The following is a 25,763-nucleotide window of genomic DNA, read 5'->3' on the forward strand; positions in this document are numbered from 1 at the left end:
ACGTTCGGCGCGTTCGAAAGGATGAGCGGAAATGCCTCGAAGCGCCGAATGAAAGTCTGGTATTTCGGGGTGTTTGGCTGGTACTTTTTCTCTTCTGCGGAAGTGGGCTTCGCGCCCGTGTCCGCGCGTCGTTTTTCAACCTTGAATCACAATGCTCCGATGACTGCCGCATCCCCTTCCGAATCCGGCTTTGCCTTGTTCCCGACCGCCATCGGCGTCTGCGCGCTGGCCTGGGGGCCGCAGGGGCTGGTCGGTGTGCAGCTGCCCGAAGAGCGGGGCGAGACCGCGACGCGTGCGCGCATGCGTCGGCGCTTTCCTGACCTGCAGGAAGCTCCGCCGTCGCCACGCGCGCAGCACGCCATCACGGGTGTGCAGGCGCTGCTCGAAGGCGCGACCGACGATCTGTGCGACATCGAGCTCGACATGCGCGGCGTGTCCGAATTCCACCAGCGCGTCTATGCGATCGCGCGGCGCATTCCGCCGGGGCAGACGCGCACCTACGGCGAGGTGGCCGAAGAGCTCGGCGACAAGGGCCTGTCGCGCGCGGTCGGCCAGGCCATGGGCCACAACCCCTTCGCGCCGGTCGTGCCGTGCCACCGCGTGCTGGCCGCGGGCAACAAGCCGGGCGGCTTCTCGGCGGGCGGCGGTGCGTTGACCAAGCTGCGCATGCTCGACATCGAAGGCGCAACGCCGAGCGGAACGCGCTCGCTGTTCTGAGCTGGCGTGCTCAGGCCGCAGGCACCGGCAACTGCTGCAGCCCCGCGATGCGCGAACCGAAGATGATCACGGCCTGCAACGCGAAGCCCGCGAGCGCCAGCAGCAGGCAGGCCGGCTCGCCCCACAAGGCGCCGACCAGGCCGCCGAGCGCTGCACCGACCGGGCGCGCACCCGCATTCACCGTGAGGAACACCGCCGACACGCGGCCCAGCATCGCCGAGGCCGTCACGCTCTGGCGCAGCGTGGTCGAGGTGATGACCCAGACCATCGGCCCCGCGCCGAACAAGAAGAATGAAAGCGCGGCCAGCGAGGCGGTCGGCACGACGAGCGTGGCCGCCATCGTCGCGGCCGCGGCGACCGCCACCGCCGGCCCGACCTGGATCGCACGGCCAAACGGCAGCCGCGCCGTCACGCGCGAGGTCAGCAGCGCACCGACCACCATGCCTGCACCGTACATCGCGAGCGTGAAGCCCACGGCCTGCGCGCCGAGGCCCAGCACGCGCACGGCATAGGGCACATAGCCCGCCTGCAGCACGAACCACGAGATGTTGAAGACCGCACCGGTCATCAGCATCGGCCGCAGGAACGCGTGTTGCCAGACGAAGCGCGCACCATCGTGCACGTCGCGCAGCGGATGGCGCGACGTAGCCGCGGGGCGGGGCGCTTCGTTCAGGCGCAACAACAGGCCCACGGCCGCCACCGACAGCACCGCCGCCAGCACGAAGGCCGACGATGCACCAGCCCAAGCGACCAGCGCGCCTGCGAGCGCGGGCCCGGCCGTAAAGGCGGCACTGCGCGCCAACTCCAGCCGCCCGTTGGCGCGCGCCAGCGCGTCACGCGGCACGAGGGCCGGCACCAGTGCGGGCGCCGCGACGCTGAAGCCCACGGTGCCGACCGCGCCAAGGAACCCGAGCACGGCCAGCCCGCCGATGCCCAGCGTCGACGACAGCACCATGCCGAGCAAGGCCAGCAGCGACACGGCGCGCAGCCCCTCGGCCCAGACCATCAACCGGCGGCGCGACATGCGGTCCGCGAGCAGGCCCATCGGCAGCGAGACCAGCAGGAAGGGCAGCGTCTGCACCGCCGCGAGAAAGCCGATCTCGCCCGGCCCGGCGCCGAGCGCGAGCACGGCCACCAGCGGCACGGCCGCGAGGCTCAGTTGTTCGGCGGACTGCGCCGCAAGATTGGCCCAGGCAAGGCGGGAGAAGGAACGGGGTAGAGGCGAGGGCATGGGGCGGCACACGAAGAGAAAGACCGCATCCTCGGGGCCGCGCCCGTCTGCCGCTGGCCGTTTACGGACGTGGAAGCCTCAGCCCGCGTTCATCTGCTCGAACCACTCGGCCACGCACACTGCCTCGGGCGCCGCATCGGGCGCGAGGCCGTAGTAGTAGCGCTCCAGCGTCATCCGCAACGCAGGCAGCGGCGACTGCAGCCGCCCCGACGCCAGGTCGTGCGCCACCAGCGAGGTCGGCGCCAGCGCGATGCCCAGGCCGTCGACCGCGGCCTGCAGCACGAAGTGCAGGTGATCGAACTGCAGCCGCCCAGCCGGCCGCGCGCGCGGTGCGCCGACCTGCTTCTTCCAGTCGTCCCAGTCGTCCTTGCGCGTGCGCGCTGACAGCAGCACATGCGAGGCGAGGGCGCGCAGGTCGGGCAGCGGCTGCGCCTTGAACAGCGCCGGCGCGCCGACCACCAGCACTTCGTCTTCAAGGAAAGGCCGCACCTGGATCGACAACGGCCAGCCCTCGAGGCCGCGGCGCACGGCGATGTCGAAGCTGTCCGTGGCTTGCTCGGGCATGACGGTGCTGGTGACGACCTGCGGCTCGATATCGGGATGGCGTTCCACGAACGACGGCAGCCGGGGAATGAGCCAGCGCACCGCGAACGACGGCCGCACGTTGATGCGCACCGCGCGCGCCGGGCCCTGCAGCTGCAGCGCGCGGGCCGCTGCGTGGATCTGCGCGAGCGCGGGCTCGGTCTCCGCGAAGAACTGCTGGCCTTCGGGCGTCAGCGTGACCTGCCGGATGCGGCGTTCGAACAGCGCCACGCCCAGGCAGGCCTCGAGGCTCTTGATCTGCCGGCTCACCGCGCTGTGCGTCACGTGCAGTTCGACCGCGGCACGCGTGAAGCTCAGGTGGCGGGCCGCCGCCACGAAGGCGCGCACGGCATGGAGGGGCGGTTCGCGAAGCGGCATGCGTGCGATTTTCTCACGCATGCCGCGCGGGAATGTCGTTTGTCGGCGGGCAGCGCGAGCGGGCACGATACGGGCTCGATGTCCGCCGCACCACCGCTTTCTCCCGCCGTTCCCGTCCGTTCCACCGACCTGGATTCCCGCCACGCCGCCATGGCGCTCGGCCTGTCGTTGCCGGCCGACGTGGTGCTCTACCTGCTGCTGCCCATGTACGCGTCGCAGTTCGGCGTCTCGCTGGCCGAGGTCGGCTTGCTGCTGGCGGCCAACCGGCTGGTGCGCATCGCGGGCTACGGCTGGGTGGCGCGTTTCTATGCGCGCCATGGCGACCGGGCGAGCTGCACGCTGGCCGTGGTGGCCGCCGCCTGCTGCGGGCTGGGCTATGCCACGCTCTCGGGTTTCTGGGCGCTGCTGCCGCTGCGGCTGACCTGGGGCCTGTGCTTCGCGGCGCTCAACCTGTCGACGCAGGCCCTGGCCACGGCCGACCCGCTCGGTGCCGCGCGGCGCAGCGGGCGTTCGCGCGCCTTCATCGCGACCGGGCCGGTGCTTGCGCTGCCGCTCGGTGCGCTGCTGGCGTACACGGTCGGGCCGCGCGCGATCTTCGGCGTGCTGGCGGTGGTGTCGTTGCTCGCGCTGTTCGTCACGCGGCGGCTGCCGTCGAAGCCGCACCACAGTGCCGCGCCGACCCGGCGCTTCTCGCGGCCGAACGCGCTGGACGGCTGGTCCTTCATGGAAGGGCTGGCGCTCGACGGCCTGTTCATCGTGGGCCTGTCGTACCTCGGCAAGGACCTGCTGCCCGGCGGCGCGGTGATCGTGGCCGGCGTGCTGATGGCGCTGCGCTACCTTGCGGAAATCTTCCTCGGGCCGGTGGGCGGGCGCATGGCGGAGCACTTCGGCGCCGAGCGCCTGCTCGTGAGCCTGTCGCTGGTGACGTCGCTCGCGCTCGTGGGCTTCGGCCTGGGCTGGCTGTGGAGCTGCGCGGCGCTGATCGTGGTGCTGCGCGCGCTGCAGCTGCCGCTGCTGCCGCCCATCGTGGCGCGTCGCACACCGGGGCCGGAGCGCGTGCGGGCGCTCGCGGCCCGCGCGGTCTGGCGCGACATCGGCGCGGGCGCTGGGCCCTTGCTGGCCGGCGTGCTGCTGCCGATCGCTTCGCCGCCGTGGATCTACGGTAGTGCCGCGCTGTTGCTGGCGGTGGCGGCGCTGGCCTGTGTCCGGCGCGCATCGCCATCCACCCCGATCCAGGAGAACATCGCCCCATGACCACCATCGACACCGTCGCCCAACTCGACGCCCTGTTCGGCCAGCCGGGCGAAGCCTCGCTCAAGAAGGAAGTGCCGTACCTGCACCCGAGCTACCAGGCGCTGATCGCCGCGTCGCCGTTCGCGGTGCTCGCGACCACCGGCCCCGGCGGGCTCGACGCCTCGCCGCGCGGCGACGCCCCGGGCTTCGTCGCGGTGCAGGACGAGAAGACCTTGCTGCTGCCCGAGCGGCGCGGCAACAACCGCATCGACAGCCTGCGCAACATCGTGGCCGACCCGCGCGTGGCCTTGCTGTTCCTGATTCCGGGCGTGGGCGAGACTCTGCGCGTGAACGGACGCGCACGCATCAGCGTGGCGCCCGAGCTGCTCGCGCGCTTCGCGGTGGAAGGGCGTGCGCCGCAGTGTGTGATCGAGATCAGTGTCGAGACCGTGTTCTTCCAGTGCTCCCGCGCCATCCAGCGTTCCAAGCTCTGGGCGCCGGTGCCGCCGGACGCGCCGCGCACCGTGCCGACGCCAGGTGCCATCCTTTCGGCGCTGACCGATGCGGCCTTCGACGGCGTCACCTACGACCGCGAACTGCCCACGCGGCAGCAGGCCACGCTGTACTGAGCGGGCGCGGCGTACCGTCCGGTAGAACGAATGCACTAGCGGCGAAAGCCGCCGACCCCACGCCTGCACCGATTGCGAGCCTTCGCCACAATCGACCCAATGCGTTCTTCTCCGTTCTTCAAGATGGCCCTGCTGCTGGGCCTGCTCTCCGCCATCGGGCCTTTCGCGATCGACATGTACCTCCCGGCCTTGCCCGCCATCGGGCAAAGCCTGCATGCGGACATCGGCGCGGTGCAGATGAGCCTCACCGCCTTCTTCCTGTCGCTCGGCGCGGGCCAGCTGCTCTACGGCCCGATCTCCGACATGGTCGGGCGCAAGCCGCCGCTGTATGCCGGGCTGGTGCTGTTCGCGCTGGCCAGTGTGGGCTGCGCGCTGGCGACCGACATCCAGACCCTGATCGCGCTGCGCTTCGTGCAGGGCCTGGGCGCGGCCGCCGGCATGGCGATTCCGCGCGCCGTGGTGCGCGACCTGCACACCGGCACCGACGCCGCGCGGCTGATGTCGCTGCTGATGCTGGTGTTCAGCGTGTCGCCGATCCTGGCGCCGCTCGCGGGCAGCCTGGTCATCGCCTTCACCGGCTGGCGCGGCGTGTTCTGGGCCGTCACCATCGCCGCGGTGGCGGGCCTGGCCATGATGGTCAAGCTGCTCGACGAAACGCGCCCGGCCTCCGAGCGTGTCGAAAGCAGCCTGGGCAGCGCGCTGTCGGCCTACTGGCTGCTGCTGCGCGACTGGCATTACCTCGGGCTGGTGTTCATCGGCAGCTTCGCGATGGCGGGCTTCTTCACCTACCTGGCCAATTCGTCGTTCGTGATGATCGACCACTACGGCCTGTCGCCCGCGATGTACAGCGTGGCCTTCGGCGTGAACGCGGCGGCCTTCATCGCGGCCTCGCAGTTCACGGGCTCGCTGGGCGAGCGCTACGGGCTGGTCAACCTCGTCAAGTTCGGCGTGGCCTGCTGCGGCGTGGCGATGGTCGCCATGTTCGTGTACTTCGCGATGGGCGGCGACAACCTGTGGGTGCTGATCGTCCTGTACTTCATCGCCTCGGGCTTCATGGGCCTGGTGATCCCGACCACCGGCGTGCTGGCGCTCGAGATGCACGGCGCCATCGCCGGCACGGCCTCGGCGCTGCTGGGCACGCTGCAGATGCTGACCGGCGCGCTCGCGATGGCGGTGGTGGGCCTGTTCTCCAACGGCCGGCCGCTGCCGATGGTGGCGGGCATGGCCGCCGGCGCGCTCATCGCGCTGGTGCTGACCTGGCTCACGCTCGGCGGTGTGCGCTCGGAGCCGACCGGGGGCAGGGCGCAGGAGGCCTGACATGACGGTCGCCATGACAGGCAACGGCCCGCAGGCCCAGCTCGACGGCCTGGCCGCGCCCGCGCGCGGCTGGGCGATGCTGGTCATCATCCTCGGGCTCACGGTCTCGGTGCTCGACGGCACCATCGTCAACCTGGCGCTGCCCGGCATCGCGCGCGAGCTGCAGGCCACGCCGGCGCAGGCCATCTGGGTGGTCAACGCCTACCAGATCGCCACGCTGGTGATGCTGCTGCCGCTGGCCTCGCTGGGCGACCTCGTGGGCTACCGGCGCGTGTACCTGGTGGGCATGGCGGTGTTCACCGTGTCGTCGCTGGCCGCGACCTTCGCCAATTCGCTCGGCACGCTGATCGCGTCGCGCGCACTCCAGGGGCTGGGCGCGGCGGGGATCATGAGCGTCAACGCGGCGCTGGTGCGGCTCACGTTCCCCTCGGCGCAGCTGGGGCGGGGCATGGCCATCAATTCGCTGGTGGTGGCCACCTCGTCGGTGGCCGGGCCTTCGGTGGCGGCGGCGATCTTGTCGGTAGCGTCGTGGCCGTGGCTCTTTGCGATCAACGTGCCGCTGGGCATCGTCACCTTCGCGCTGGGCATGCGGGCGCTGCCGTTCAACCGCTCGGCGCCGGCCGCAGGCGCGCGCTTTTCGCTGGTCGACGTGACGCTCAACGTGCTGATGTTCTCGCTGGTCTTCCTCGGCGTGGACCACCTGGGCGTGCGCGAGGGTGGGGTGCAGGCCACGGGCACGCCGTGGTCGGCCTGGGCCACGCTGGGCGCCGGGCTGGCGGTGGGCTTCGTCTACCTGCGGCGCCAGCGCACGCAGGCGGTGCCGCTCTTTCCCATCGACCTGCTGCGCATCCCGGTGTTCGCGCTGTCGATGGGAACCTCGGTGGCGGCGTTCTGCGCGCAGATGCTGGCCTACATCGCGCTGCCGTTTTTGCTGCTCGACGTGTACGGCCGCAGCCACATCGAGGCCGGCCTGCTGATCACGGCCTGGCCGCTGGCCATCGTGGTGATGGCGCCCATCGCCGGGCGGCTCATCGGACGCTACCCCGACGGGCTGCTGGGCGGCATCGGCCTGGGCCTGCTGGCCACGGGCCTGGCGCTGCTGGCGGCGCTGCCGGCGCACCCGGGCAATGCCGACATCGCCTGGCGCATGGCGCTGTGCGGCCTGGGCTTCGGCCTGTTCCAGTCGCCGAACAACCACACCATCGTGAGTTCGCCACCGGCGCACCGAAGTGGTGCGGCCAGCGGCATGCTCGGCACGGCGCGGCTCACGGGGCAGACGCTCGGGGCCGTGGTGCTGGCGGCGGTATTCAGCGTCTGGAGCCCGCACGGCGGGCATGGCCCGGTGGTGGCGCTGGTGCTGGCAGCGGGCTGCGCGGCGGTGGCGGCGGTTTTCAGCAGTCTGCGGCTGAAGACGACAAGTCCGCATGCCTGAATAAGGTAGGGTACGGCCTCATGAAGGAAGTACCTGACACCGTGGTCTGTCCGGGCTGCGACGCGGTCTACGCCCGCACGCCGCTGGCGCCGCGCGACGTGGCCGAGTGCCCGCGCTGCGGCACCGAGCTCGACCGGCACCCGGGCGCGCAGCAGCGGCGCATCCTGCCGCTGACGGTCGCGAGCCTGATCATGTTCGCCATCGCCAACCTGTTTCCCATCGTCGAGATCGAGCTGCAGGGCCTGCGCAGCCAGACCACGCTGGCCGGCGCGGTGGTGGTGCTGAGCGCCGAGGGCATGTCGCCGGTGGCGCTGCTGGTGCTGGCCACGACCATCCTGTTTCCGCTGCTGCAGCTGTGCATCCTGGCCTACCTGCTGGTGCCGCTGGCCCGCGCGCACCGGCCCTGGGGCTTCGCGGTGCTGGTGCGCATGATGCAGTCGCTGCGGCCCTGGGGAATGATCGAGGTCTTCCTGCTCGGCGTGCTGGTGGCGATCGTCAAGCTGTCGAGCATGGCGACGGTGGTGCCGGGGCCCGCGCTGTGGGCCTTCGTGGCGCTCACCGTGACGCTCACGGCCGTGCTGTCGTTCAACCCCGGCGCGTTCTGGGAGATGACCTTCCGCAAGGCCGATGAAGAGGATGCAGCCGCGCCGGAGGTGCGCGCATGAACATGCGCGGGCTGCCCGCCCGCCTGGCCTCGGCACGCCCCTGGGAGGCGCAGGCCGACGACGAGCACGACCACGAGAACCCGGTGCCGACGGCCGCCGCGCTCGGCCTGCACGTCTGCACGCACTGCACCGCCGTCTGGCGCGATGCAGAAGATGGCGACGCCTGCGCCCGCTGCGGCACGCACCTGCACACGCGCAAGCCGCAGAGCCTGAACCGCACCTGGGCCTTCCTGATCGCGGCCTGCATCATGTACATCCCGGCCAACCTGCTGCCGGTGATGATTACGCGCACGCTGTTCGGCGCGCAGTACGACACCATCTTGAGCGGCGTCATCTACTTCTGGGTGTCGGGCGCCTGGGGGCTGGCGGCCATCGTGTTCATCGCGAGCTTCCTGGTGCCGCTGTTCAAGCTGGCGGTATTGCTCTTGCTTGTGGTGCTGGCACAGCGGCGCAGCAACTGGCGCCGGCGCGAGCGGGCCAAGCTGTATCACATCATCGAGATCATCGGACGCTGGTCGATGCTCGACGTGTTCGTGGTGTCGCTCTTGACGGGGCTGGTGCAGATCCAGGGCTTCGCGGTCATCACCGCGGGCGTGGGCATCGCGGCCTTCGGCGCGGTGGTGGTGCTGACCATGCTGGCTTCGCTGAGCTTCGACCCGCGCCTGACGTGGGACGGCCCGGTGCCGCAAGCAGACACGGACGAACGACAGATTGAAAGCAGGGAAGAAAAAATCGCATGAGTGAAGAAGACACGCAACCGCAAGACCGTCCGGCAGCGCCGGCCCCGCCCGCGCTGCCGAAGCCGAAAGTGGCGCGCCGCCGCGAATGGCTGCCCTCGCTGATCTGGCTGATTCCCATCGTCGCCGCGCTGGTCGGCGTGACGCTGGTGGCCCGCATCCTCATGGAGCGCGGCCCCGAGATCGTGCTCACCTTCAAGACGGCCGAGGGCCTCGAAGCCGGCAAGACCGCCGTGAAATACAAGGACGTGCAGATCGGCCTGGTGCAGAGCCTGCGGCTGGCGCGCGACCGCTCGCACGTTCGCGTGCTGGTGCAGCTCAACAAGGACGCCGAGGGCTTCACTTCGGCCGACTCGCGCTTCTGGGTGGTGCGGCCGCGGTTGGACACCTCGGGCATCTCGGGCCTGGGCACGCTGCTGTCGGGCGCCTACATCGGCGCCGACGCGGGCGTCGAGAAGGAAACCGCGGGCGAGTTCACCGGCCTCGAAGCCCCGCCCATCGTCACGCGCGGCGACTCGGGCCAGCAGTTCCTGCTGCGCGCGCGCGACGTGGGCTCGCTCGATGTCGGCTCGCCCGTGTACTTCCGGCGCATCAAGGTCGGGCAGGTCGCAGCCTACGAGCTCGACGGCGACGGCCGCGGCGTCACGCTGCGGGTGTTCGTGAACGCGCCGTACGACAAGTTCGTCGGCATGAACACGCGCTTCTGGCAGGCCAGCGGCATCGACGCGCAGCTCAGCGCCAGCGGCTTCACGCTGCGCACGCAGTCGCTGGCCACCATCCTGCTCGGCGGCATCGCCTTCCAGGCGCCCGACGACGCCATGGGCCCGCTGGCCAAGGAGAACACCGCCTTCGTGCTGGCGCAGGACGAAAGCGCCGCCATGAAGGAGCCCGACGGCCCCTCGCAGACGCTGCTGATGTACTTCAACCAGTCGCTGCGCGGCCTCACGCCGGGCGCGCCGGTCGACTTCCGCGGCGTGGTGCTGGGCGAGGTGAAATCCATCGGCGTCGAGTTCGACCGCGCCGAGCGCGAGTTCCGCATGCCGGTGCTGGTGCAGATCTACCCCGACCGCCTGCGCCGCCGCGAGAGCGGTGCACAGGCCACGGAGTCGCGCGCGACGCAGCAGGAACGGCTGCGCTTCCTGGCCGAGAAGGGCCTGCGCGCCCAACTGCGCAACGGCAACCTGCTGACCGGCCAGGTCTACGTGGCGCTCGACTTCTTCCCGAAGGCGCCGCCCGCGAAGATCGACCTGTCGAAGAGCCCGATCGAGCTGCCCACCATCGCCAACGGCCTGGACGAAATCCAGTCGCAAGTGCAGGAAATCGCCACCAAGCTCAACAAGGTGCCCTACGAGCAGATCGCCACCGACCTGCGCACCACGCTGGCCACGCTCAACAAGACGCTCACCAGCACCGAGCAGACCGTCAGCCGCATCAACAGCGACGTGACGCCCGAGCTGGCCGCCGCCATGAAGGACGTGCGCAAGACCGTCAACTCGGCCGAGCGCACGCTGGCCGACGACTCGCCGCTGCAGCAGGACATGCGCCAGACCCTGCGCGAGCTGACGCGCGCCGCCGGTTCGGTGCGCGTGCTGACCGACTACCTCGAACGCCATCCCGAATCGCTGCTGCGCGGCAAACCGGACGACAAGAAATGAAGACGACGACGACCTTCGCGCTCGCGTGCGCCGCCGCGGTGGTGGCGCTGGCCGGCTGCGCGAGCAAGCCCGACAGCTACTACACGCTGGCCAGCCCGCCCGCGCTCACCGACGCCGCGCCGCGCATCCCCGATGCCGCTGCGCCGCTGTACATCGAGCTCGCGCCCGTGGCCGTGCCCGAGCGGCTGGCGCGCCCGCAGATGGTGGTGCGCCGCCCGACCGGCGGCGTGCAGGTCGACGTGCTGGAGCAGCACCGCTGGGCCTCGTCCTTCGAGAACGAGCTGCGCGACGCACTGGGCAGCGGCATCGCCAGCCGGCTCGGCGCGCTCGACGTCACGCAGGGCGGCCGCCAGACCTCGCAGCCCGTGTGGCGCGTGGCGGTGCAGGTGCGCCAGTTCGAGATGGTGGACGGCGGGCGCGTGGACGCCGGCTTCACCTGGACCCTGCGCCGCTCCGACGAGGCGCGCACGCTGGTGTGCCGCCTCGACGCGGGCGAAGCCACCGGCGGCGGCATGGATGCGCTGGCGCAAGGCGCGCAGCGCGTGACGGCTGCGGCGGCGGCGGCCATGGCGCGCAGCGTGAACGCGGCGCGGACGAACCCGGGCGCGACGGCGTGCGCGACCTGAGGCTTTCACCTTTCCCCGACGGGGGAAGGCACGCCACCATCCGCTAGAACGGAGGCCCCATGGCACAGATCGGCAAGGCGCCCTGCGACGACACGCTGATCCTGCATGGGTCTCCATCTCCCACGGAAGAGGGCGCCTGCCCTGAAGCCTCCAAGCCCTGGGTGCTCGCCGCGGCCATCGTCGGCTCGAGCATGGCCTTCATCGACGGCACCGTGGTCAACGTTGCCTTGCCTGCCATCCAGGCCGATCTGCATGCCACGGCCTTCCAGGCGCAATGGGTGGTCGAGTCGTACGCCTTGTTGCTCGCGGCGCTGCTGCTGGTGGGCGGCGCGCTCGGCGACCACTACGGAAGGCGGCGCATCTTTGCCATCGGCGTCGTCGTGTTCGCCTTGTCGTCGGTGGGCTGTGCGCTCGCGGCCGATGTGCAGCAGCTCATCGCCGCACGCGCGATTCAAGGCATCGGCGGCGCGCTGCTGGTGCCGGGCAGCCTCGCGCTCATCAGCGCGTCGTTTCCTGAAAAAGAGCGCGGCAAGGCCATCGGCACCTGGTCCGGCTTCAGCGGCATCACGGCGGCGGTGGGGCCGGTGCTGGGCGGCTTTCTCGTCGATCACTTCTCGTGGATCTGGGCCTTTCTCATCAACGTGCCGATGGCGCTGCTGGTGCTGTGGATCGTGCGCCGCCACGTGCCGGAGAGCAAAGGCGCCGCGGCGCGCGGCGGGCTCGACCTGTGGGGCGCGCTGCTGGCGACCGCCGGGCTGGGCGGCATCGTCTACGCCTTCATCGAGGCGCCCACGCAAAGCTGGCGTTCGCCGGCCGTGCTCGCGGCGCTGGCGATCGGCGTCGCGGGCAGCGTCGGCTTCGTCATCGCCGAACGCCGGGCGCGCACGCCGATGCTGCCGCTGTCGCTGCTGCGCATCGGCAACTTCAGCGGTGCCAACCTGCTGACGCTGCTGCTGTACGCGGCGCTGGGTGGCGGGCTGTATTTCTTTCCGCTCAACCTGATCCAGGTGCAGGGCTATTCGGCCACGGTGGCGGGCGCGGCGCTGCTGCCGTTCGTCTTCCTGATGTTCGCGCTCTCGGGCTGGGCCGGGCAGCTGGTCGACCGCTTCGGGCCGCGCCTGCCGCTGGTCATCGGGCCGGCCATCGCGGCCGTGGGCTTTGCGCTGTTCGCGCTGCCGGGCGTGGGGGCGAGCTACTGGAGCGGCTTCCTGCCCGCCGTGGTGGTGCTGGGCTTCGGCATGACGGTGACGGTCGCGCCGCTCACCACCACGGTCATGAACGCCGTGGGGCCCGACCTCGCGGGCGTGGCCTCGGGCGTGAACAACGCGGTGTCGCGCGCGGCGGCGGTGCTGGCGATCGCGGTGTTCGGCGCCATCATGGCCTGGGCCTTCGACGCGGCGCTGGCCGAGCGGCTGCAGGCGATGGGCGCGTCGGACGAGGTGCGATCTTTTCTTGCGGCCGAGCGCGATCGATTGGCTGCGGCCGGCGCACCGCCGGGCGCCGATGCGGCCACCGTTGCTGCCGTGAAGCGCGCCGTGGCCGAATCCTTCGTCGCGGGCTTTCGCTGGGTGATGCTGCTGAGCGCCGGCCTGGCCGTGCTGAGTGCCGTGAGCGCCTGGCTGATGATCCGGCGCACGCCCGTGGAAAAGCCGGACAACGACAAGCCATGAGACAGGAGACAAACCACCGATGGAAGCAGCACAACCGGCCGTCGCGCCGCCGCATGTCGATGTCCTGATCGTCGGTGCCGGCCTGTCCGGCATCGGCGCCGCCTGCCACCTGCAGGCGCAGTGCCCGGGCCGCAGCTACGCGATCCTCGAAGGGCGCGAACGCAGCGGCGGCACCTGGGACCTGTTCCGCTACCCGGGCGTGCGCTCCGACTCCGACATGTACACGCTGGGCTACGTGTTCCGCCCGTGGACGCAGGCCAAGGCGATCGCCGACGGCCCGTCGATCCTGCAGTACGTGCGCGACACCGCGCGCCAGCACGGCGTCGAGGACAAGATCCACTACCAGCACCGCGTGGTGCGCGCCGCCTGGTCGAGCGCTCAGGCCTGCTGGACGGTCGACGTGGAGCAGGGCGCCGACAAGCGGCCCGTGCAGTGGCGCTGCAACTTCCTCTTCCTGTGCAGCGGCTACTACCGCTACGAGGCGGGCTACACGCCCGACTTCGCCGGCATGGCCGACTTCAAGGGGCGCACCGTCCATCCGCAGCACTGGCCTGCCGACCTGGACCACAGTGGCCAGCGCGTGGTCGTGATCGGCAGCGGCGCGACCGCGATGACGCTGGTGCCTGCGATGGCGAAGACCGCCGCGCACGTCACGCTGCTGCAGCGCTCGCCGACCTACGTGGTGGCGCGCCCGGCCGAAGACCCCATTGCCAACCGCCTGCGGCGCCTGCTGCCGGCGATGGCCGCGTACCGCCTCACGCGCTGGAAGAACGTGACGCTCGGCATGCTGTTCTTCCGGCTCGCGCGGCGCAAGCCGGCGCGCGTCAGGCGCATCCTGCTGGGCGGCGTGCGCCACGCGCTCGGGCCCGGCTACGACATCGCCACGCACTTCACGCCGCGCTACAACCCGTGGGACCAGCGCCTGTGCCTCGTGCCCGACGGCGACCTGTTCGCGGCGCTGAACGCGGGGCGTGCGTCGATGGTCACGGACCACATCGACACCTTCACGCCCAAGGGCCTGCGGCTGAAGTCGGGCCGCGAGCTCGAGGCCGACATCGTCGTCACCGCCACCGGCCTCGAGCTGCAGGTGCTCGGCGGCATCGAACTGAGCGTGGACGGCCGCCGCGTCGACCCCGCCGCGACCTTCAACTACAAGGGCATGATGTACAGCGACGTGCCCAACCTGGCCTCGTCCTTCGGCTACACCAACGCCTCGTGGACGCTCAAGTGCGACCTGACCTGCGCCTACGTCTGCCGCCTGCTGAACCACATGCACAAGCACGGCTGGCGGCAATGCACGCCGCACAACGCGGGCCCCGACCTGTCGCCTGAACCGTGGATCGATTTCAGCTCGGGCTACGTGCAGCGCTCGCTCGATAAGTTTCCCAAGCAGGGCGCGCACACGCCGTGGAAGCTCCACCAGAACTACCTGCGCGACATCCTCCTGCTGCGCCTCGGGCGCGTGGACGACGGGGTGATGGCGTTCTCGAACCGCGCGGTTTGATCGCGGCCTGACCGCGTTGCGTGACGCGGCGATGTATAGCTCTGCTCAATACAACATCGAAGATTTTTGAATTGGATCGATGGCAGGCGGCGGTGATTTACTCCGCCCGGCGTTGCACTCGCACTGAAAAAACGGCGAGGCGGCACCCGGGAATCACCCCACGACCCTGTGATGAGGAGACCTCATGAAGTCATCGATCCGTGCATCCCTGGCGGGCCTGCTGTGCGCAGCGCTGGCAGGACATGCAAGCGCTGCCTCGCTGGACGCTTTCGCGGCCACGCCGAACGCAGCCATCTCCGGCAACAACATCGAGAACCTGACGCAGTCCACGCCCGAGATGTGCGCGTCGGCCTGCCTGGGCGCGCCACGCGGCGCCTGGTGCGTCTCGTTCGACTACAACAAGGCCGCCCAGAGCTGCGACCTGAGCGACAAGCGCGCCGCCGACGTGGGCGGGCTGAAGACCGACTACCCCGGCAACCCCTATGACCACTACAGCCTCAAGCCCGATCCGCTGAAGCCTTTCGCGCGCACGCCCAATGCGGCCATCAGCGGCTACAACACCGAGGCCCTGCAGTCCGTGACGCCCGCCGACTGCGCCAACGCCTGCACCGACGCGAGCCGTTCGTCGTGGTGCAAGTCCTTCGACTACCACAAGACCAACCAGCGCTGCGACCTGAGCGACAAGCGCGCCAGCGACATCGGCGGCCTGAAGACCGACTACGTCGGCAACCCCTACGACCACTATTCGCTGATCGCGGGCGAGGGCGTTCCCAACCCCGTGCCCGGCAACAAGCACATCCTGCTGATCGGCATCGACGGTCTGCGCGGCGACGCGATCCAGTGCGCGGGCTGCGTGCAGACGCCGGCGATGTCGGCGCTGATCGCTGGCGGCGCCTTCCACGGCAACGTGCTGGCGGGCGGCACCAAGCAGGCCACCGTGAGCGGGCCCGGCTGGTCGTCGGTGTTCACCGGCTTCTGGGCCGACAAGCACGGTGTGACCTCGAACACCACCACCTTGCCGCTGAAGAAGACGCACGTGTTCGACCAGATCAAGGCGGCCTGGCCGACGGCCACGACGGCGGTGGTGGGCGACTGGTTCAACATCACCCACAACCTGCGCCCCGCGCTGGCCGACTTCGCGGTCGCCAACGCGGCCAAGAATTCGCAGCAGGCCACCGATGCCGTGAAGGGCTGGCTGAGCTGGAAGCACCCGCCGACGGCGATCTTCTACTACCTGCACAACGTCGACGTGCACGCGCCGAGCTACGACCCGCTCAATGCTTACTACCAGGGCAAGATCGCCGGCGAAGACCAGCAGATCCAGCAGGTGCTCACGGCGCTCACGTCGCGGCCGAACTACGCGAATGAAGAATGGCTGATCGTCGTCACCTCGGACCACGGCGGCACCGGCAGCAGCCACGGCGGACAGACGGCGGCCGAACGCAGCACGCTGCTGATCCTGAACAACAACCACCAGAACCCGCTCAAGCCCAGCTACTGCGTGGGCAGCCTCGGGGGTACCGCATTGACGCAGGTGGACGGCACGACGCCGCACATCCTGGACTTCCTGGGGCTGCCGAACACCACCGAAGGGCAGAAGCACCCGGCGTGCGGGAACTGAGGGCAGGCGAGTCCGGACGGGGCCGAAGGGGAGGGTAGCCCGCACGCATGCCGTGCGCGGCAGGCGAAATGCCTACCCTTCGGCGATCGGCGGGTTGAACCCGCACATAATCTCGCGTTTTCTTTTGTTCTGAATCTCTCAGGTAGCCACGCCGTGTCGAAGCCAACCTGCCCCTGGACTTCGACCAACCCTTTCCGGCTGTGGTGCGCCCGTGTTCGAACGCTATTACCGCGAGCTGCTGAGCTTTCTGTCCCGCAAGGTTCCCGACCGCGCCACCGCGGCCGACCTGGCGCAGGAGAGCTACGTGCGGGTGTACGAGGCGCAGCGCACCGGCAGCGTGGTGCGCGATCCGCGCGCGCTGCTGTACCGCACGGCCCGCAACCTCGTCACCGACCACCACCGCCGCACCAGCGTGCGCGCGGGCGGCGACACGGCAGCGCCCGATGACGCGCCGCCCGACGCCGACGACTGCATCGGCCCGCCCACCTTCGAACCCGACGCCATCCTGTCGTCCAGCCAGGGCATGGCGGCCATGGTCGCGACCATCGACCGGCTGCCTCCGCGCTGCCGCGAAGCCTTCGTGCTCTACAAGTTCGACGGGCTTTCGTATGCCGAGGTGGCTGCGCGCATGGGCATTTCGGTGCGGACGGTCGAGATGCAGCTGCGCATCGCGATGGAGGCGTGCTGGGCATGCCTGGAGCGGACCCGTGGTTCAGAGTGAGATGAGACGCCCCATTACAGGGTTTGACCACGCTCGTGCGTCTACCCCCATAAGAACGATCCCCACGTCATGACCCTCACGTCGCCACCGTCCGAAGAAGCCCTGCGCCTGCGACAGGACGTGCTGGACTGGTTCGTCCGCCGCCAGCGCACGCACTGGAGCGCGTCCGACGAGCGCGCGTTCCAGGCCTGGCTCGGCGCCGATGCGCGCCATGGCGAGGCGTTTCGCGAATGGGAGTCGCGCTGGCGCGCCTTCGACGCGATCGCGCCCGAGACGGTCGCGGGCTGGCGCAGCGGCTTCGAAGGCCACGCGCCCGCCGCACCCACGCGCCGCGGCTTCCTGAAACCGGCTTTTGTCCTGGCAGCTTCCGGCATGGCGGTCGGCGCCGGCTACCTCGGCTGGCACCACATGCAAGCCCAGCCCGTATTCGAACAGGCCTTCGCCACCCGGCGCGGCCAGCAGCTCGAAGCGCCGCTGCCCGACGGCTCCCGGCTGCGGCTGGACACCGCCACCCGCCTCGAAGTGCGCCTGTTCCGCGACCGCCGCGAGGTGACGCTGATCGACGGGCAGGCGGTGTTCGCGGTGCAGTCCGATGCGAAACGCCCGTTCGACGTGCTGGCCGGTCCGCTGCGCGTGCGGGTGGTCGGCACGCGCTTTGCCGTGCGCCACACCCCCGGCATGCCGGGCGCCGACGGCACGCGGGTGTCGGTGGAAGAGGGCAAGGTGCGCGTGGTGCGCCGGGCGCCGGATGCGACGAGCGAAGTCTTCCTGACCGCTGGGCGCCAGGTGGAAAGCGATGCGCAGGGCCGGTTCTCCGCCGTCTCGGCCGTGCCGCGCGACGGCATCGCGCCCTGGCGCGAGCACCGCCTGAGCTTCGTCGACACACCGCTGGCCCGCGCGCTGGCCGAACTGGAGCGCTACGGCAGCACCGGCCTGGTGGTGAACGACCCGGCCGTGGCGGCCCTGCGACTGAGCGGCACCTTCGACCCGAGGGACGCGCGCACGCTGCGGCGCGCCCTGGCCAGCGCCTTGCCGGTGCGGCTGAAGGAAACCGGCACGGTCGCGGAAATCCTGCCGGCCCCCTGAAACAAAAGAATCAAGAATTTCTCGCCGGCACTACGGGGATTCCGCCGGCTCGTGCGTCAGCCCAGATAGGAACCATTTGCATTCACTACCTGGAAGACGTTCGATGACGAAGCGCTTGAGAACAAAGATGACACCCGCGCCGCTGGCCCTGGCCGTTGCACTGGCCCTGGCGAACGCGCCCCTGATGGCCCGGGCGCAGGGCGCGCCCCAGCCGATCCGCATCGCGGCCCAGCCGCTGGCCGAGGCGCTGAACGACTGGGCGCGGCAGACCCGCATCCAGCTGGTCGTGCAGCAGAGCCTGGTCGCGGGCAAGACCGCGCCCGCCATCTCGGGCAGCCTCACGGCCCGGCAGGCGCTCGACCGGCTGCTGGCCGGCAGCGGCCTGGCGGCCACGATGGAAGGCAATGCGGCCGTCATCAAGACCGCGCCCGCCACGGGCGGCACCTCCACGCTGCCGGCGGTGACCGTCGTGGCCGACGGCGAGGAAAGCGCCACGGGCCGGGTGCAGGGCTATGTCGCCAAACGCAGCGCCACCGCCACCAAGACCGACACGCCGATCATCGAGACGCCGCAGTCGATCTCGGTGATCACGGCCGACCGCATCGAGGCCATCGGCGCCACCAACCTCAAGGACGCGCTGGGCTACACGCCGGGCGTGTCGACCACCACCTACGGCGCCGACTCGCGCTACGACTGGATCTCGCTGCGCGGCTTCGACGCCTATTCGCCGGGCTTCTACCTGGACGGCCTGCCGCTGCGCAACAACAGCACCTGGGGCGTGTGGCGCACCGAGAACTACGGCGCCGAGCGCATCGAGCTGCTGCGCGGCCCGTCGTCGGTGCTGTACGGCATGAGCGGCCCCGGCGGGGTGGTGAACGTGGTCAGCAAGCGCCCCACGGCGGAGCCCGTGCGCGAGCTGCAGCTGCAGGTGGGCGACCACGCCCGCAAGCAGGTGGCGGGCGATTTCTCGGGTGCACTCGATGCCGACGGCAAGCTGCTGTACCGCATCACCGGCCTCGTGCGCGACGCGCAACTGCCGGCGGGCAAGGAGGCCGACGACCGCATGTACATCGCGCCCGCGCTCACCTGGAAGCCGTCGGGCGACACCACGCTCACCTTGCTGTCGCAGTTCTCGCGCACGCGCGGCGGGGTCTACACGCGCGCACGGCCGCAGGTCGGCTCGCTCGATCCGACCGCCATCGGCACCACCATTCCCTCGAAACTCTTCGTCGGCGAGCCCGGCTTCGACCGCTTCGACCAGGACCAGCAGATGGTCGGCTACCAGTTCGAGCACCGCATCAACGACACCTTCACGGTGCGGCAGAACGCGCGCTATGCGCACCAGAAGCTCGACTACACGGGCACGCAGCTGAAGGGCTTCATGGCGCTGAACCCCGACGTGCCGAACGACCCGCTCAACTTCCAGCAGATGTCGCGCAGCGTGTTCGGCAGCCGCGAGAACATCGGCGCCCTGGCACTCGACAACCAGCTGCAGGCCGATTTCCGCCTGGGCGAGACGCAGCACAAGGTGCTGGTCGGGCTGGACTACCAGCGCACGCGCATCGACCAGGTCACCTTCAGCGGCGGCAGCGCCTCGCCGCTGAACATCTACGCGCCGGTGTACGGCGGGCCAATCGAGCGGCCCGCGCCGTATTTCGACGGCATCACGCGGCTTGCGCAGACCGGCGTCTACCTGCAGGACCAGATCAAGTGGGGCGAGCGCTGGACGCTGACGCTGGGCGGGCGCTACGACACCGCCGACAGCACCGTGGACAGCCGCCTCGACGGCTCGCGCCAGCGCATGCGCGACCACAAGTTCACCAGCCGGGCCGGCCTGGTCTACCTGCACCCGAGCGGCTGGGCGCCGTACCTGAGCTACTCGGAATCGTTCGCGCCCACGGCCACCATCGACCCGGCGTCGGGCGACCCGTTCAAGCCCGAAAGCGGCAAGCAATACGAGGCCGGCGTGCGCTACCAGCCCACGGGCAGCAAGGCGATGTACAGCGCCGCCATCTTCGACCTGCGGCGCAAGAACTACATCAGCTACGACGGCGAGTTCATGCCCAAGCAGACGGGCGAGATCTCGGTGCGCGGCCTGGAGCTCGAGGCCACGGCCGAGATCGCCTCGCGCCTGAACCTCACGGCGTCGTACAGCTACACGCCGCGGGCCATCGTCACGGCAAGCGCCAACACGAAAGAGATCGGCAAGCAGGCCACGGCCGTGCCGCGCCACCGGCTGTCGGTGTGGGCGGACTACCGCTTCGCCGGTGGCGTGAAGGTGGGATTGGGCGCGCGCTACACGGGCTCGAACTATGGCGACGGCGAGGCCGCGTGGCCGAGCAAGGTGCCGGCCTCGACGGTGTTCGACGCCATGCTCGGCTACGACATCGACCGCTGGAGCCTGGCGCTGAACCTGCGCAACCTGACCAACAAGACGTACTTCGCGAACTGCGGTTACCGCAACTGCTACTACGGCTACCCGCGCACGGCGACGGCCACGGCGACCTACCGCTGGTAACTGCTTTCAGCGCGGTGCGCGCAGCAAATGCCGCCCCAGCGCCTCGAAGGCCGGCAGCGTCACCGGGTCGTTCGCGGCGTTGCCCGCGATCGGGTGCGAGGCGTAGCGCACGATCACCATCTCGGCCTTCGGGTCGATGTAGATGCGCTGGCCGTGCACGCCGCGCGCCATGTAGGCGCCGTGGTCGTTGTGCGTCACCCACCACATGTCGCGGTAGCTCCAGCCCTGCAGCAGCGGGTAGCCGCCCTTGACGAAGGCGGCCTTGTCGCCGCCGCGGCGGATGTCTTCGACGGCCGCCTTGGGCACGACCTGCCGGCCTTTCACGCGGCCGTCGTTGCGCAGCATCTCGCCGAAGCGCGCGAGGTCGCGCAGGCCGGTGTTCAGGCCGCCGCCCGCGAAGGGCGTGCCGATGGAGTCGACGGTGAAGTAGGCGTCCTGCTCGGCGCCCAGGTGGCGCCAGATGCGCTCCGACAGCAGCTGCGCCACGGTGCGGCTGGTGGCGCGCGCGATCACCCAGCCCAGCACGTCGGAGTTGACGGTCTTGTAGCCGAAGCCTTCGCCATGCTTGCCCTCGGGCTGCACGGTCTGCATGAACTCGTAGTAGCTGCGCGGGCCGGTGTAGTCCTTGGGCTTGGGCAGCGGGTTGCCGGCCTGCGCATGGGCCCAGACCTCGGCCTTCGGGTCGGCATAGTCCTCGCTGAACTTCAGGCCCGTGGTCATGTCGAGCACCTGGCGCACGGTGGCGTTGCCGAAGGCCGAGGTCGCGAGCTCGGGCACGTAGTGGGCCACCGGCTTGCCGGCATCGAGCGTGCCTTCGGCCACCAGCATCGCGCCCAGCGTGCCGACCACCGACTTGGTGACCGACATGGCGCCGTGCTGGCCATCGTCTTTCAGCACGCCGAAATAGCGCTCGTAGACCACGCGTCCGCGGTGCAGCACGAGGATGCCGTCGGTGTAGGTGGCGGCCAGCGAGGCGTCCCAGGTCATGGGCGTCTTCGCATCGAGAGGCGTGAAGCTGAGCGTGTCGATGTCCGCGCGCAAGGCCTGGGGCAGGGCGGTGGGCGCACCGAGTCCGCGCGACACGTTCACGGTCGGCATCAGCTGGCGGAAATTCGACACGCTCCAGCGCAATGCCGGAAACTGGAAATAGCTGCCGTCCTCAAAGCGCAGCGTGCGCTCGGGCGGCGGCGGCGAGCCGGTCATCCAGCCGAGCCTGGCGGGGTCGCTGGCGGCGGCGTCGGGGTAGGTGGCATCGGCCGCGCCGGCCGACACCGCCAGGGCGGTGAGCGCGGCGGCCAGCAAAGCCTGGGCGCCAAGGCGGGTTCTGGAAGGGGCGAACATGGCAGTTCCGAAGCGAAGGACCGGCCCATTGTGGCCCTCGGCCCGGCCTGCGAACTTCTCACTGACAGCCGCGGCGCAGGTTGACAGGGCGCCGCTTCGGCTTTGATACTGAACCCTTCAGTTCATCATTCAACCCAAGGAGATTCCATGCAGAAGATCATTCCCTGCCTCTGGTTCGACGGCAACGGCGAGGAGGCGGTCAAGTTCTACACCGCCATCTTTCCGAAGTCGCGCCTCACCGACACGCTGCTCTGGGGCGATGTGAATCCCGCCAAGAAGGGCAAGCTGCTTACGGCGACCTTCGAGCTCGACGGGCAGTCGTTCATGGTGCTCAACGGCGGGCCCGAGTACAAGATCACGCCGGCCATCTCGCTCATCGTGACCTGCGAGACGCAGGAAGAGGTCGACTACTACTGGGACAAGCTGCTCGAGGGCGGCGGCCAGCCCGTGCAGTGCGGCTGGCTCACCGACCGCTTCGGCGTGTCGTGGCAGGTCACGCCGATGCCGCTCATCCGCATGTTCCAGGACAAGGATGCGGCCAAGGCGGCCCGTGCGATGGCGGCCATGATGAAGATGATCAAGCTCGACATCGCCACGGTGAAGAAGGCCTTCGACGGGGAGTGAACCCCGCCGAAGTTGGGGTCAGACCAGCCGGCCGATCGGTTTCTTGCGCCACACCAGGCGGTAGTACGCGGTCTGCAGCAGCAGCATCGCTCCGAAGGTGACCGGGTAGGCGACCCAGATCCCGTCCAGGCCCATGCCGAAGTGGCGGCTCATGAGCCAGGCCACCGGCACCTCGACGCCCAGGATGCAGACGATCGAGATGAGCGTCGGCACGAGCACCGAGCCGCTGGCGCGCATGATCCCCGAGATCGCCGAGGCCATGCCGAACAGCACCAGGCTCCACAGCATGATGTGCAGCAGGTTCTGCGCGATCTCGATCACCGGTGCGCTGGTGATGAAGAAGCCCATCAGCGGACGCGAGAATAAATAGCCCAGCAGCACCAGCCCGCCCGTGAGCACGAGGTTCATGCCCAGCGCGGTCTGCACGATGGCACCCAGCCGGTTGGCGCGGCCCGCGCCGATGGCCTGCGCGCCGAGGATCGACGTGGTGATCGCGATCGAGATGGCCGGGAACTGCACGTAGGCCACCACCTGGTTCACCGCGCCGTAGGCGGCCGTGGCGTTGGAGCCGTAGCTGTTGACCATCGACAGCAGCACCACTTCGGCCAGCGCCACCACGATCATCTGCACGCCGGTGGGCACGCCGATCTTCAGCACCGCCTTCAGCAGCTGCGGCTGGATGCGCAGGCAGCGCACGAACTCCGCGTCGGGCGCGAGCGGGCTCTTTTTCTGGCGCAACCGGAAGCCCAGCCATGTGGTCGCGACCGCGAACGAGAGCACCGAGGCCCACGCGCCGGCCGCTACGCCCAGTTGCGGCAGCCCGCCCCAGCCGCGGATGAGCGCGGGCGTGACCACCAGGCCGATGGCCGTGGAAATCAGCAGCGTCAGCAGCGGCGTGATGGTGTCGCCCACGCCGCGCAGCATGGCGGTGGCCAGCAGGAACAGGAACACGCCGGGCATCGCGATCAGCATGATGCGGGCGTAGCGCGTGGAGTCGGCCAGCACGTCGGGCGGCGTGCCCAGCATGGCCAGCATCGGCGTGGTGAACAGGCCCCCGAACACCGCGATCGCCAGGCCCAGCAGCAGGCCCACCGTGAGCGTGGTGCCCGCCACCGCCTTGGCCTTGGCCGCGTCGCGCGCGCCCCAAGCTTGGCCGATGAGCACCGAGGCGCCCGCGCCCAGGCCGATGATGAAGGCGATGAAGAAGAACATCACCGGGAAGAAGCTCGACACCGCCGCCAGCGCGCTCACGCCGAGCATCTGCCCGACGTAGACGTTGTTGATGGTGCCGGAGAGCGACTGCAGGATGTTGCTGAGCAACATCGGCGCCAGGAAGAACAGGAACACCTTCCACAGCGGACGCGGCGCACCCACCGGCGCCACGGGCACGCCGCGCAGTCCGCTCGGGTTGCCGGGGCTGGTGGTGGTGCTGCTGCTGTCGGGCGCCGCGCTCATGCAGCACCCCAGCCACCGGCCGACAGCTTGTGCAGGTGCACGCGCAGGTCGGTGGGCCAGGGTTCCACGAGGTCGCTGAAGCGCTGATGCTCGCCCGCGAACAGCGCGCGCGTGGCTTCCTCGAAGCCGGGCAGGTTGCCCGCGATGGCGGTCATGAAGCGGTAGGTGGCTTCGCGCGCGGCGCGCACCGTGTCGCGGTCGGCGTGCACGTGGCGTGCGTCGTCCACCAGCTTGCGCAGCGCCACCGAGGCGCCGCCCGGCTGGCGGCCGAGCCAGTCCCAGTGACGCGGCAGCAGCGTGACTTCGCGCGCCACCACGCCCAGGCGCGGACGGCCGACGCCGCGCGGTGCGTCTTCGTGTTTCTCGGCTTCGAGCGCGGAGGTCTCGATGGCCTTCGGATCGCGCAGGTCGACATCGAGCTGCTCGCCGGTCTGGTCGTCGAACACGAGGCAGGTGGCGGCGTCGCCGCGCTCGCGCAGTTGCGTGAGCACCTGGGCCTTGGTGCCGGCGGCGACGCGCTGGAAGCCGGCAAACGCAGTGAATGTGGTCGGTAGTTCGTCGGGTGACATGCAAATTCTTTTTGGGTTGTCGATCCGGGCGGAACGAAACGAGGTTCGTAATCTACCCGCAGGACGGTTCAGGCGTGCGGCGTGTCGTGATCGCACAGCACCCGCAGCGCGGCATGGAGGTCTGGCAGGCGTTGCGGGTCCAGCGATTTCACGGCATCGACGCAGATCGCTTCGACGGTGGTGATGGCGGCTTGCATCAACTTCCTTCCGCCGCTGCGAATATTCGCATGGCGCTGGGGGTCGTCATCGGGTCCCGTCGTGCGCTCGGCCAGGCCGGTCTTTTCGAGCAGCACCATCTTGCGGATCAGCGCCGACATTGGCAACCCCAGCGTGTGCGCCAGCTCGGCCATCGGCATGGCGCCGTTGCCGGCGCGCAGCAACAGGTGGAGCAGGGTGAAGTCGTCGTAGTCCAGCCCATGGAAGGCGCCCAGGTCTTCGTTGAGCTTGAGGCTCAGGCTGGCGTGGGCGCGGCCGAGGTCGAGGCAAAAGCCCAGTGCGTCGGTGCTCATGGCGTGTTGTAGCCCTTGTCAGTGGTGCACTGGAGTTCCTCGCGCCAGAGCTCCAGCAGCTTTTCCAGTTCCGCCGCGCGGTCGAAGGCGGGGTCGTCGCGCTCCTTCACCCGGTCGATCACTTCGAAACCGAAGTGCGTCGTGCCATACGCCACCCAGTCGCGCTGCAATGCCTTGTTGCGGTGCGAGCGCAGGTTCAACTCGAAGCGGGCGCGGTTCATGGCGCCTTCGACGTCGAGGCTGCCGGCCACGTAGACGCGGCCGTCCGTCAGGTTGCGGATGACGAAGACGCCGGCAGGGCGCACGCTGTCCTTGTATTGCTTGACGAGGGTACGTCGGGTGGAAGGAGATGGATTCATCTCCAAATATTACCCGGGCAAAATATAAAACACAATACACCCGGGTAAAAATAAATTCACTCGGCGCGCAGCCGGTGCCAGCCGCGCAGCACCCGCCGATGCACCGCCCGCACGATGCGCCAGGGGCGGCTTTCGCGGACCCGTGTCAGCACCTGGTCTTTCCAGCCTTTCCAGCGCGGGTACCAGCGGGCGAACCAGGCCAGCCGCATTAGCGAGCCCTCGACCAGCTGGAAGATCCGCGCGACCACCGCCGTGCCCGCGAGCTTGGCCAGCAGCAGCACGGCCATGCCGCTGAACGCGTGGCCGCGGCCGAACAGGAACAGCGCCAGCAGCTTCACCGGAAAGAGCAGCAGCATCGGCACGAAGAACGCGAGCAGCGCGCCCCAGGGCGGCAGCGCGCGCAGCAGGTTCTCGAGCCGCGCCCAGAAGGGCAGGCGCGCAAGCCGCGCGACCAATGCCGCGAGCGGGGCCCAGCCCCATTCCTCGAACAGCAGCACCGGCACGAGGATCGTGGTGGCAACGGCGCGAAACAGGGCGCGCAAGGCGCGCACGAGGGGGTTGTGCATGCGCGAAGGGTATACGCA

24 protein-coding genes are annotated in these 25,763 nt (G+C 69.7%); 16 read left to right on the forward strand and 8 right to left on the reverse strand.

The window, feature by feature from the left end; genetic code table 11:
- Positions 1–159 precede the first annotated feature (159 nt).
- Entirely contained in the window at positions 160–717 is a 558-nt protein-coding gene (locus AC57B8_RS25430; RefSeq protein ID WP_492742896.1) for a methylated-DNA--[protein]-cysteine S-methyltransferase, read from the forward strand.
- Between the two features lie 10 nt (positions 718–727).
- Here the strand turns inward: AC57B8_RS25430 and AC57B8_RS25435 are convergent, their stop codons facing one another.
- Together AC57B8_RS25435 and AC57B8_RS25440 are read right to left on the reverse strand one after the other, a co-directional pair.
- A complete protein-coding gene (locus AC57B8_RS25435) occupies positions 728–1,948 on the reverse strand; it encodes an MFS transporter (RefSeq protein ID WP_496481112.1) in 1,221 nt (406 codons plus the stop codon).
- Positions 1,949–2,026: 78 nt separating this feature from the next.
- Complete coding sequence (locus AC57B8_RS25440; protein ID WP_496481113.1) at positions 2,027–2,908, reverse strand: LysR substrate-binding domain-containing protein; 882 nt, start codon at positions 2,906–2,908, stop codon at positions 2,027–2,029.
- Between the two features lie 78 nt (positions 2,909–2,986).
- Between AC57B8_RS25440 and AC57B8_RS25445 the strand changes: the two genes are divergently transcribed.
- From AC57B8_RS25445 to AC57B8_RS25510, 14 genes are all read left to right on the forward strand, one after another.
- Positions 2,987–4,162 (forward strand): MFS transporter, encoded by a 1,176-nt coding sequence (locus AC57B8_RS25445; RefSeq protein WP_070060646.1) that lies wholly within the window; start codon positions 2,987–2,989, stop codon positions 4,160–4,162.
- Entirely contained in the window at positions 4,159–4,770 is a 612-nt protein-coding gene (locus tag AC57B8_RS25450; RefSeq protein WP_496481114.1) for a pyridoxamine 5'-phosphate oxidase family protein, read from the forward strand. Before AC57B8_RS25445 ends, AC57B8_RS25450 begins: the two co-directional genes overlap by 4 nt.
- 99 nt (positions 4,771–4,869) lie before the next feature.
- The gene (locus AC57B8_RS25455; protein ID WP_167395025.1) at positions 4,870–6,087 is read left to right on the forward strand and encodes a multidrug effflux MFS transporter; all 1,218 of its coding nucleotides are present in this window, start codon (positions 4,870–4,872) and stop codon (positions 6,085–6,087) included.
- A 1-nt stretch (position 6,088) separates the two neighbouring features.
- On the forward strand, positions 6,089–7,519 hold the full coding sequence (locus tag AC57B8_RS25460) for an MFS transporter (RefSeq protein WP_496481115.1): 1,431 nt from the start codon (positions 6,089–6,091) through the stop codon (positions 7,517–7,519).
- A 20-nt stretch (positions 7,520–7,539) separates the two neighbouring features.
- Positions 7,540–8,184 (forward strand): paraquat-inducible protein A, encoded by a 645-nt coding sequence (locus AC57B8_RS25465; protein ID WP_062480238.1) that lies wholly within the window; start codon positions 7,540–7,542, stop codon positions 8,182–8,184.
- Between the two features lie 2 nt (positions 8,185–8,186).
- Complete coding sequence (locus AC57B8_RS25470) at positions 8,187–8,924, forward strand: paraquat-inducible protein A (RefSeq protein WP_095747606.1); 738 nt, start codon at positions 8,187–8,189, stop codon at positions 8,922–8,924.
- Positions 8,921–10,576, forward strand: coding sequence for a PqiB family protein (locus tag AC57B8_RS25475; RefSeq protein ID WP_496481116.1), 1,656 nt, complete (start codon positions 8,921–8,923; stop codon positions 10,574–10,576). Before AC57B8_RS25470 ends, AC57B8_RS25475 begins: the two co-directional genes overlap by 4 nt.
- Positions 10,573–11,202, forward strand: coding sequence for a PqiC family protein (locus AC57B8_RS25480; RefSeq protein WP_496481117.1), 630 nt, complete (start codon positions 10,573–10,575; stop codon positions 11,200–11,202). Before AC57B8_RS25475 ends, AC57B8_RS25480 begins: the two co-directional genes overlap by 4 nt.
- A 59-nt stretch (positions 11,203–11,261) precedes the next feature.
- A complete protein-coding gene (locus tag AC57B8_RS25485) occupies positions 11,262–12,872 on the forward strand; it encodes an MFS transporter (RefSeq protein ID WP_496481118.1) in 1,611 nt (536 codons plus the stop codon).
- A gap of 19 nt (positions 12,873–12,891) precedes the next feature.
- The gene (locus AC57B8_RS25490) at positions 12,892–14,376 is read left to right on the forward strand and encodes a flavin-containing monooxygenase (protein ID WP_496481119.1); all 1,485 of its coding nucleotides are present in this window, start codon (positions 12,892–12,894) and stop codon (positions 14,374–14,376) included.
- A 184-nt stretch (positions 14,377–14,560) separates the two neighbouring features.
- A complete protein-coding gene (locus AC57B8_RS25495) occupies positions 14,561–15,997 on the forward strand; it encodes a PAN domain-containing protein (protein ID WP_496481120.1) in 1,437 nt (478 codons plus the stop codon).
- A gap of 211 nt (positions 15,998–16,208) precedes the next feature.
- Positions 16,209–16,718 (forward strand): RNA polymerase sigma factor, encoded by a 510-nt coding sequence (locus tag AC57B8_RS25500; protein WP_307583739.1) that lies wholly within the window; start codon positions 16,209–16,211, stop codon positions 16,716–16,718.
- 69 nt (positions 16,719–16,787) lie between these two features.
- The gene (locus AC57B8_RS25505) at positions 16,788–17,804 is read left to right on the forward strand and encodes a FecR family protein (RefSeq protein ID WP_496481121.1); all 1,017 of its coding nucleotides are present in this window, start codon (positions 16,788–16,790) and stop codon (positions 17,802–17,804) included.
- Positions 17,805–17,907: 103 nt separating this feature from the next.
- Entirely contained in the window at positions 17,908–20,322 is a 2,415-nt protein-coding gene (locus tag AC57B8_RS25510; RefSeq protein WP_496481122.1) for a TonB-dependent siderophore receptor, read from the forward strand.
- 6 nt (positions 20,323–20,328) lie between these two features.
- Here the strand turns inward: AC57B8_RS25510 and AC57B8_RS25515 are convergent, their stop codons facing one another.
- Positions 20,329–21,663 carry a serine hydrolase domain-containing protein gene (locus AC57B8_RS25515; RefSeq protein ID WP_496481123.1) on the reverse strand — a complete coding sequence of 445 codons (1,335 nt, stop codon included), beginning with the start codon at positions 21,661–21,663 and terminating at the stop codon, positions 20,329–20,331.
- A 147-nt stretch (positions 21,664–21,810) separates the two neighbouring features.
- Between AC57B8_RS25515 and AC57B8_RS25520 the strand changes: the two genes are divergently transcribed.
- A complete protein-coding gene (locus AC57B8_RS25520) occupies positions 21,811–22,287 on the forward strand; it encodes a VOC family protein (RefSeq protein WP_095745292.1) in 477 nt (158 codons plus the stop codon).
- An 18-nt stretch (positions 22,288–22,305) separates the two neighbouring features.
- Here the strand turns inward: AC57B8_RS25520 and AC57B8_RS25525 are convergent, their stop codons facing one another.
- From AC57B8_RS25525 to AC57B8_RS25545, 5 genes are all read right to left on the reverse strand, one after another.
- Positions 22,306–23,742 (reverse strand): MATE family efflux transporter, encoded by a 1,437-nt coding sequence (locus tag AC57B8_RS25525; RefSeq protein WP_495304003.1) that lies wholly within the window; start codon positions 23,740–23,742, stop codon positions 22,306–22,308.
- Positions 23,739–24,311, reverse strand: coding sequence for a DUF2239 family protein (locus AC57B8_RS25530; RefSeq protein ID WP_070060635.1), 573 nt, complete (start codon positions 24,309–24,311; stop codon positions 23,739–23,741). Before AC57B8_RS25530 ends, AC57B8_RS25525 begins: the two co-directional genes overlap by 4 nt.
- Positions 24,312–24,379: 68 nt before the next feature.
- Positions 24,380–24,820, reverse strand: coding sequence for a MarR family winged helix-turn-helix transcriptional regulator (locus tag AC57B8_RS25535; protein ID WP_496481124.1), 441 nt, complete (start codon positions 24,818–24,820; stop codon positions 24,380–24,382).
- On the reverse strand, positions 24,817–25,179 hold the full coding sequence (locus AC57B8_RS25540; protein WP_496481125.1) for a GIY-YIG nuclease family protein: 363 nt from the start codon (positions 25,177–25,179) through the stop codon (positions 24,817–24,819). The genes AC57B8_RS25535 and AC57B8_RS25540 overlap by 4 nt, the downstream gene beginning before the upstream one ends.
- Positions 25,180–25,235: 56 nt before the next feature.
- The gene (locus AC57B8_RS25545; RefSeq protein WP_095745288.1) at positions 25,236–25,745 is read right to left on the reverse strand and encodes a hypothetical protein; all 510 of its coding nucleotides are present in this window, start codon (positions 25,743–25,745) and stop codon (positions 25,236–25,238) included.
- Between the last annotated feature and the right edge of the window lie 18 nt (positions 25,746–25,763).

The sequence above is a fragment of the Variovorax sp. BGA-UO-ETr-C22 genome (genome assembly GCF_059567965.1).

What these genes read in the sequence shown, in the direction of transcription:
- AC57B8_RS25450 (WP_496481114.1), top strand. Translation starts at nt 4,159, where the DNA reads ATGACCACCATCGACACCGTCGCCCAACTCGACGCCCTGTTCGGCCAG.
- AC57B8_RS25455 (WP_167395025.1), top strand. Translation starts at nt 4,870, where the DNA reads ATGCGTTCTTCTCCGTTCTTCAAGATGGCCCTGCTGCTGGGCCTGCTC.
- AC57B8_RS25535 (WP_496481124.1), bottom strand. Translation starts at nt 24,820, where the DNA reads ATGAGCACCGACGCACTGGGCTTTTGCCTCGACCTCGGCCGCGCCCAC.
- AC57B8_RS25515 (WP_496481123.1), bottom strand. Translation starts at nt 21,663, where the DNA reads ATGTTCGCCCCTTCCAGAACCCGCCTTGGCGCCCAGGCTTTGCTGGCC.
- AC57B8_RS25460 (WP_496481115.1), top strand. Translation starts at nt 6,089, where the DNA reads ATGACGGTCGCCATGACAGGCAACGGCCCGCAGGCCCAGCTCGACGGC.
- AC57B8_RS25530 (WP_070060635.1), bottom strand. Translation starts at nt 24,311, where the DNA reads ATGTCACCCGACGAACTACCGACCACATTCACTGCGTTTGCCGGCTTC.
- AC57B8_RS25490 (WP_496481119.1), top strand. Translation starts at nt 12,892, where the DNA reads ATGGAAGCAGCACAACCGGCCGTCGCGCCGCCGCATGTCGATGTCCTG.
- AC57B8_RS25495 (WP_496481120.1), top strand. Translation starts at nt 14,561, where the DNA reads ATGAAGTCATCGATCCGTGCATCCCTGGCGGGCCTGCTGTGCGCAGCG.
- AC57B8_RS25480 (WP_496481117.1), top strand. Translation starts at nt 10,573, where the DNA reads ATGAAGACGACGACGACCTTCGCGCTCGCGTGCGCCGCCGCGGTGGTG.
- AC57B8_RS25465 (WP_062480238.1), top strand. Translation starts at nt 7,540, where the DNA reads ATGAAGGAAGTACCTGACACCGTGGTCTGTCCGGGCTGCGACGCGGTC.
- AC57B8_RS25475 (WP_496481116.1), top strand. Translation starts at nt 8,921, where the DNA reads ATGAGTGAAGAAGACACGCAACCGCAAGACCGTCCGGCAGCGCCGGCC.
- AC57B8_RS25430 (WP_492742896.1), top strand. Translation starts at nt 160, where the DNA reads ATGACTGCCGCATCCCCTTCCGAATCCGGCTTTGCCTTGTTCCCGACC.
- AC57B8_RS25470 (WP_095747606.1), top strand. Translation starts at nt 8,187, where the DNA reads ATGCGCGGGCTGCCCGCCCGCCTGGCCTCGGCACGCCCCTGGGAGGCG.
- AC57B8_RS25525 (WP_495304003.1), bottom strand. Translation starts at nt 23,742, where the DNA reads ATGAGCGCGGCGCCCGACAGCAGCAGCACCACCACCAGCCCCGGCAAC.
- AC57B8_RS25505 (WP_496481121.1), top strand. Translation starts at nt 16,788, where the DNA reads ATGACCCTCACGTCGCCACCGTCCGAAGAAGCCCTGCGCCTGCGACAG.
- AC57B8_RS25435 (WP_496481112.1), bottom strand. Translation starts at nt 1,948, where the DNA reads ATGCCCTCGCCTCTACCCCGTTCCTTCTCCCGCCTTGCCTGGGCCAAT.
- AC57B8_RS25510 (WP_496481122.1), top strand. Translation starts at nt 17,908, where the DNA reads ATGACGAAGCGCTTGAGAACAAAGATGACACCCGCGCCGCTGGCCCTG.
- AC57B8_RS25440 (WP_496481113.1), bottom strand. Translation starts at nt 2,908, where the DNA reads ATGCCGCTTCGCGAACCGCCCCTCCATGCCGTGCGCGCCTTCGTGGCG.
- AC57B8_RS25545 (WP_095745288.1), bottom strand. Translation starts at nt 25,745, where the DNA reads ATGCACAACCCCCTCGTGCGCGCCTTGCGCGCCCTGTTTCGCGCCGTT.
- AC57B8_RS25520 (WP_095745292.1), top strand. Translation starts at nt 21,811, where the DNA reads ATGCAGAAGATCATTCCCTGCCTCTGGTTCGACGGCAACGGCGAGGAG.
- AC57B8_RS25540 (WP_496481125.1), bottom strand. Translation starts at nt 25,179, where the DNA reads ATGAATCCATCTCCTTCCACCCGACGTACCCTCGTCAAGCAATACAAG.
- AC57B8_RS25445 (WP_070060646.1), top strand. Translation starts at nt 2,987, where the DNA reads ATGTCCGCCGCACCACCGCTTTCTCCCGCCGTTCCCGTCCGTTCCACC.
- AC57B8_RS25485 (WP_496481118.1), top strand. Translation starts at nt 11,262, where the DNA reads ATGGCACAGATCGGCAAGGCGCCCTGCGACGACACGCTGATCCTGCAT.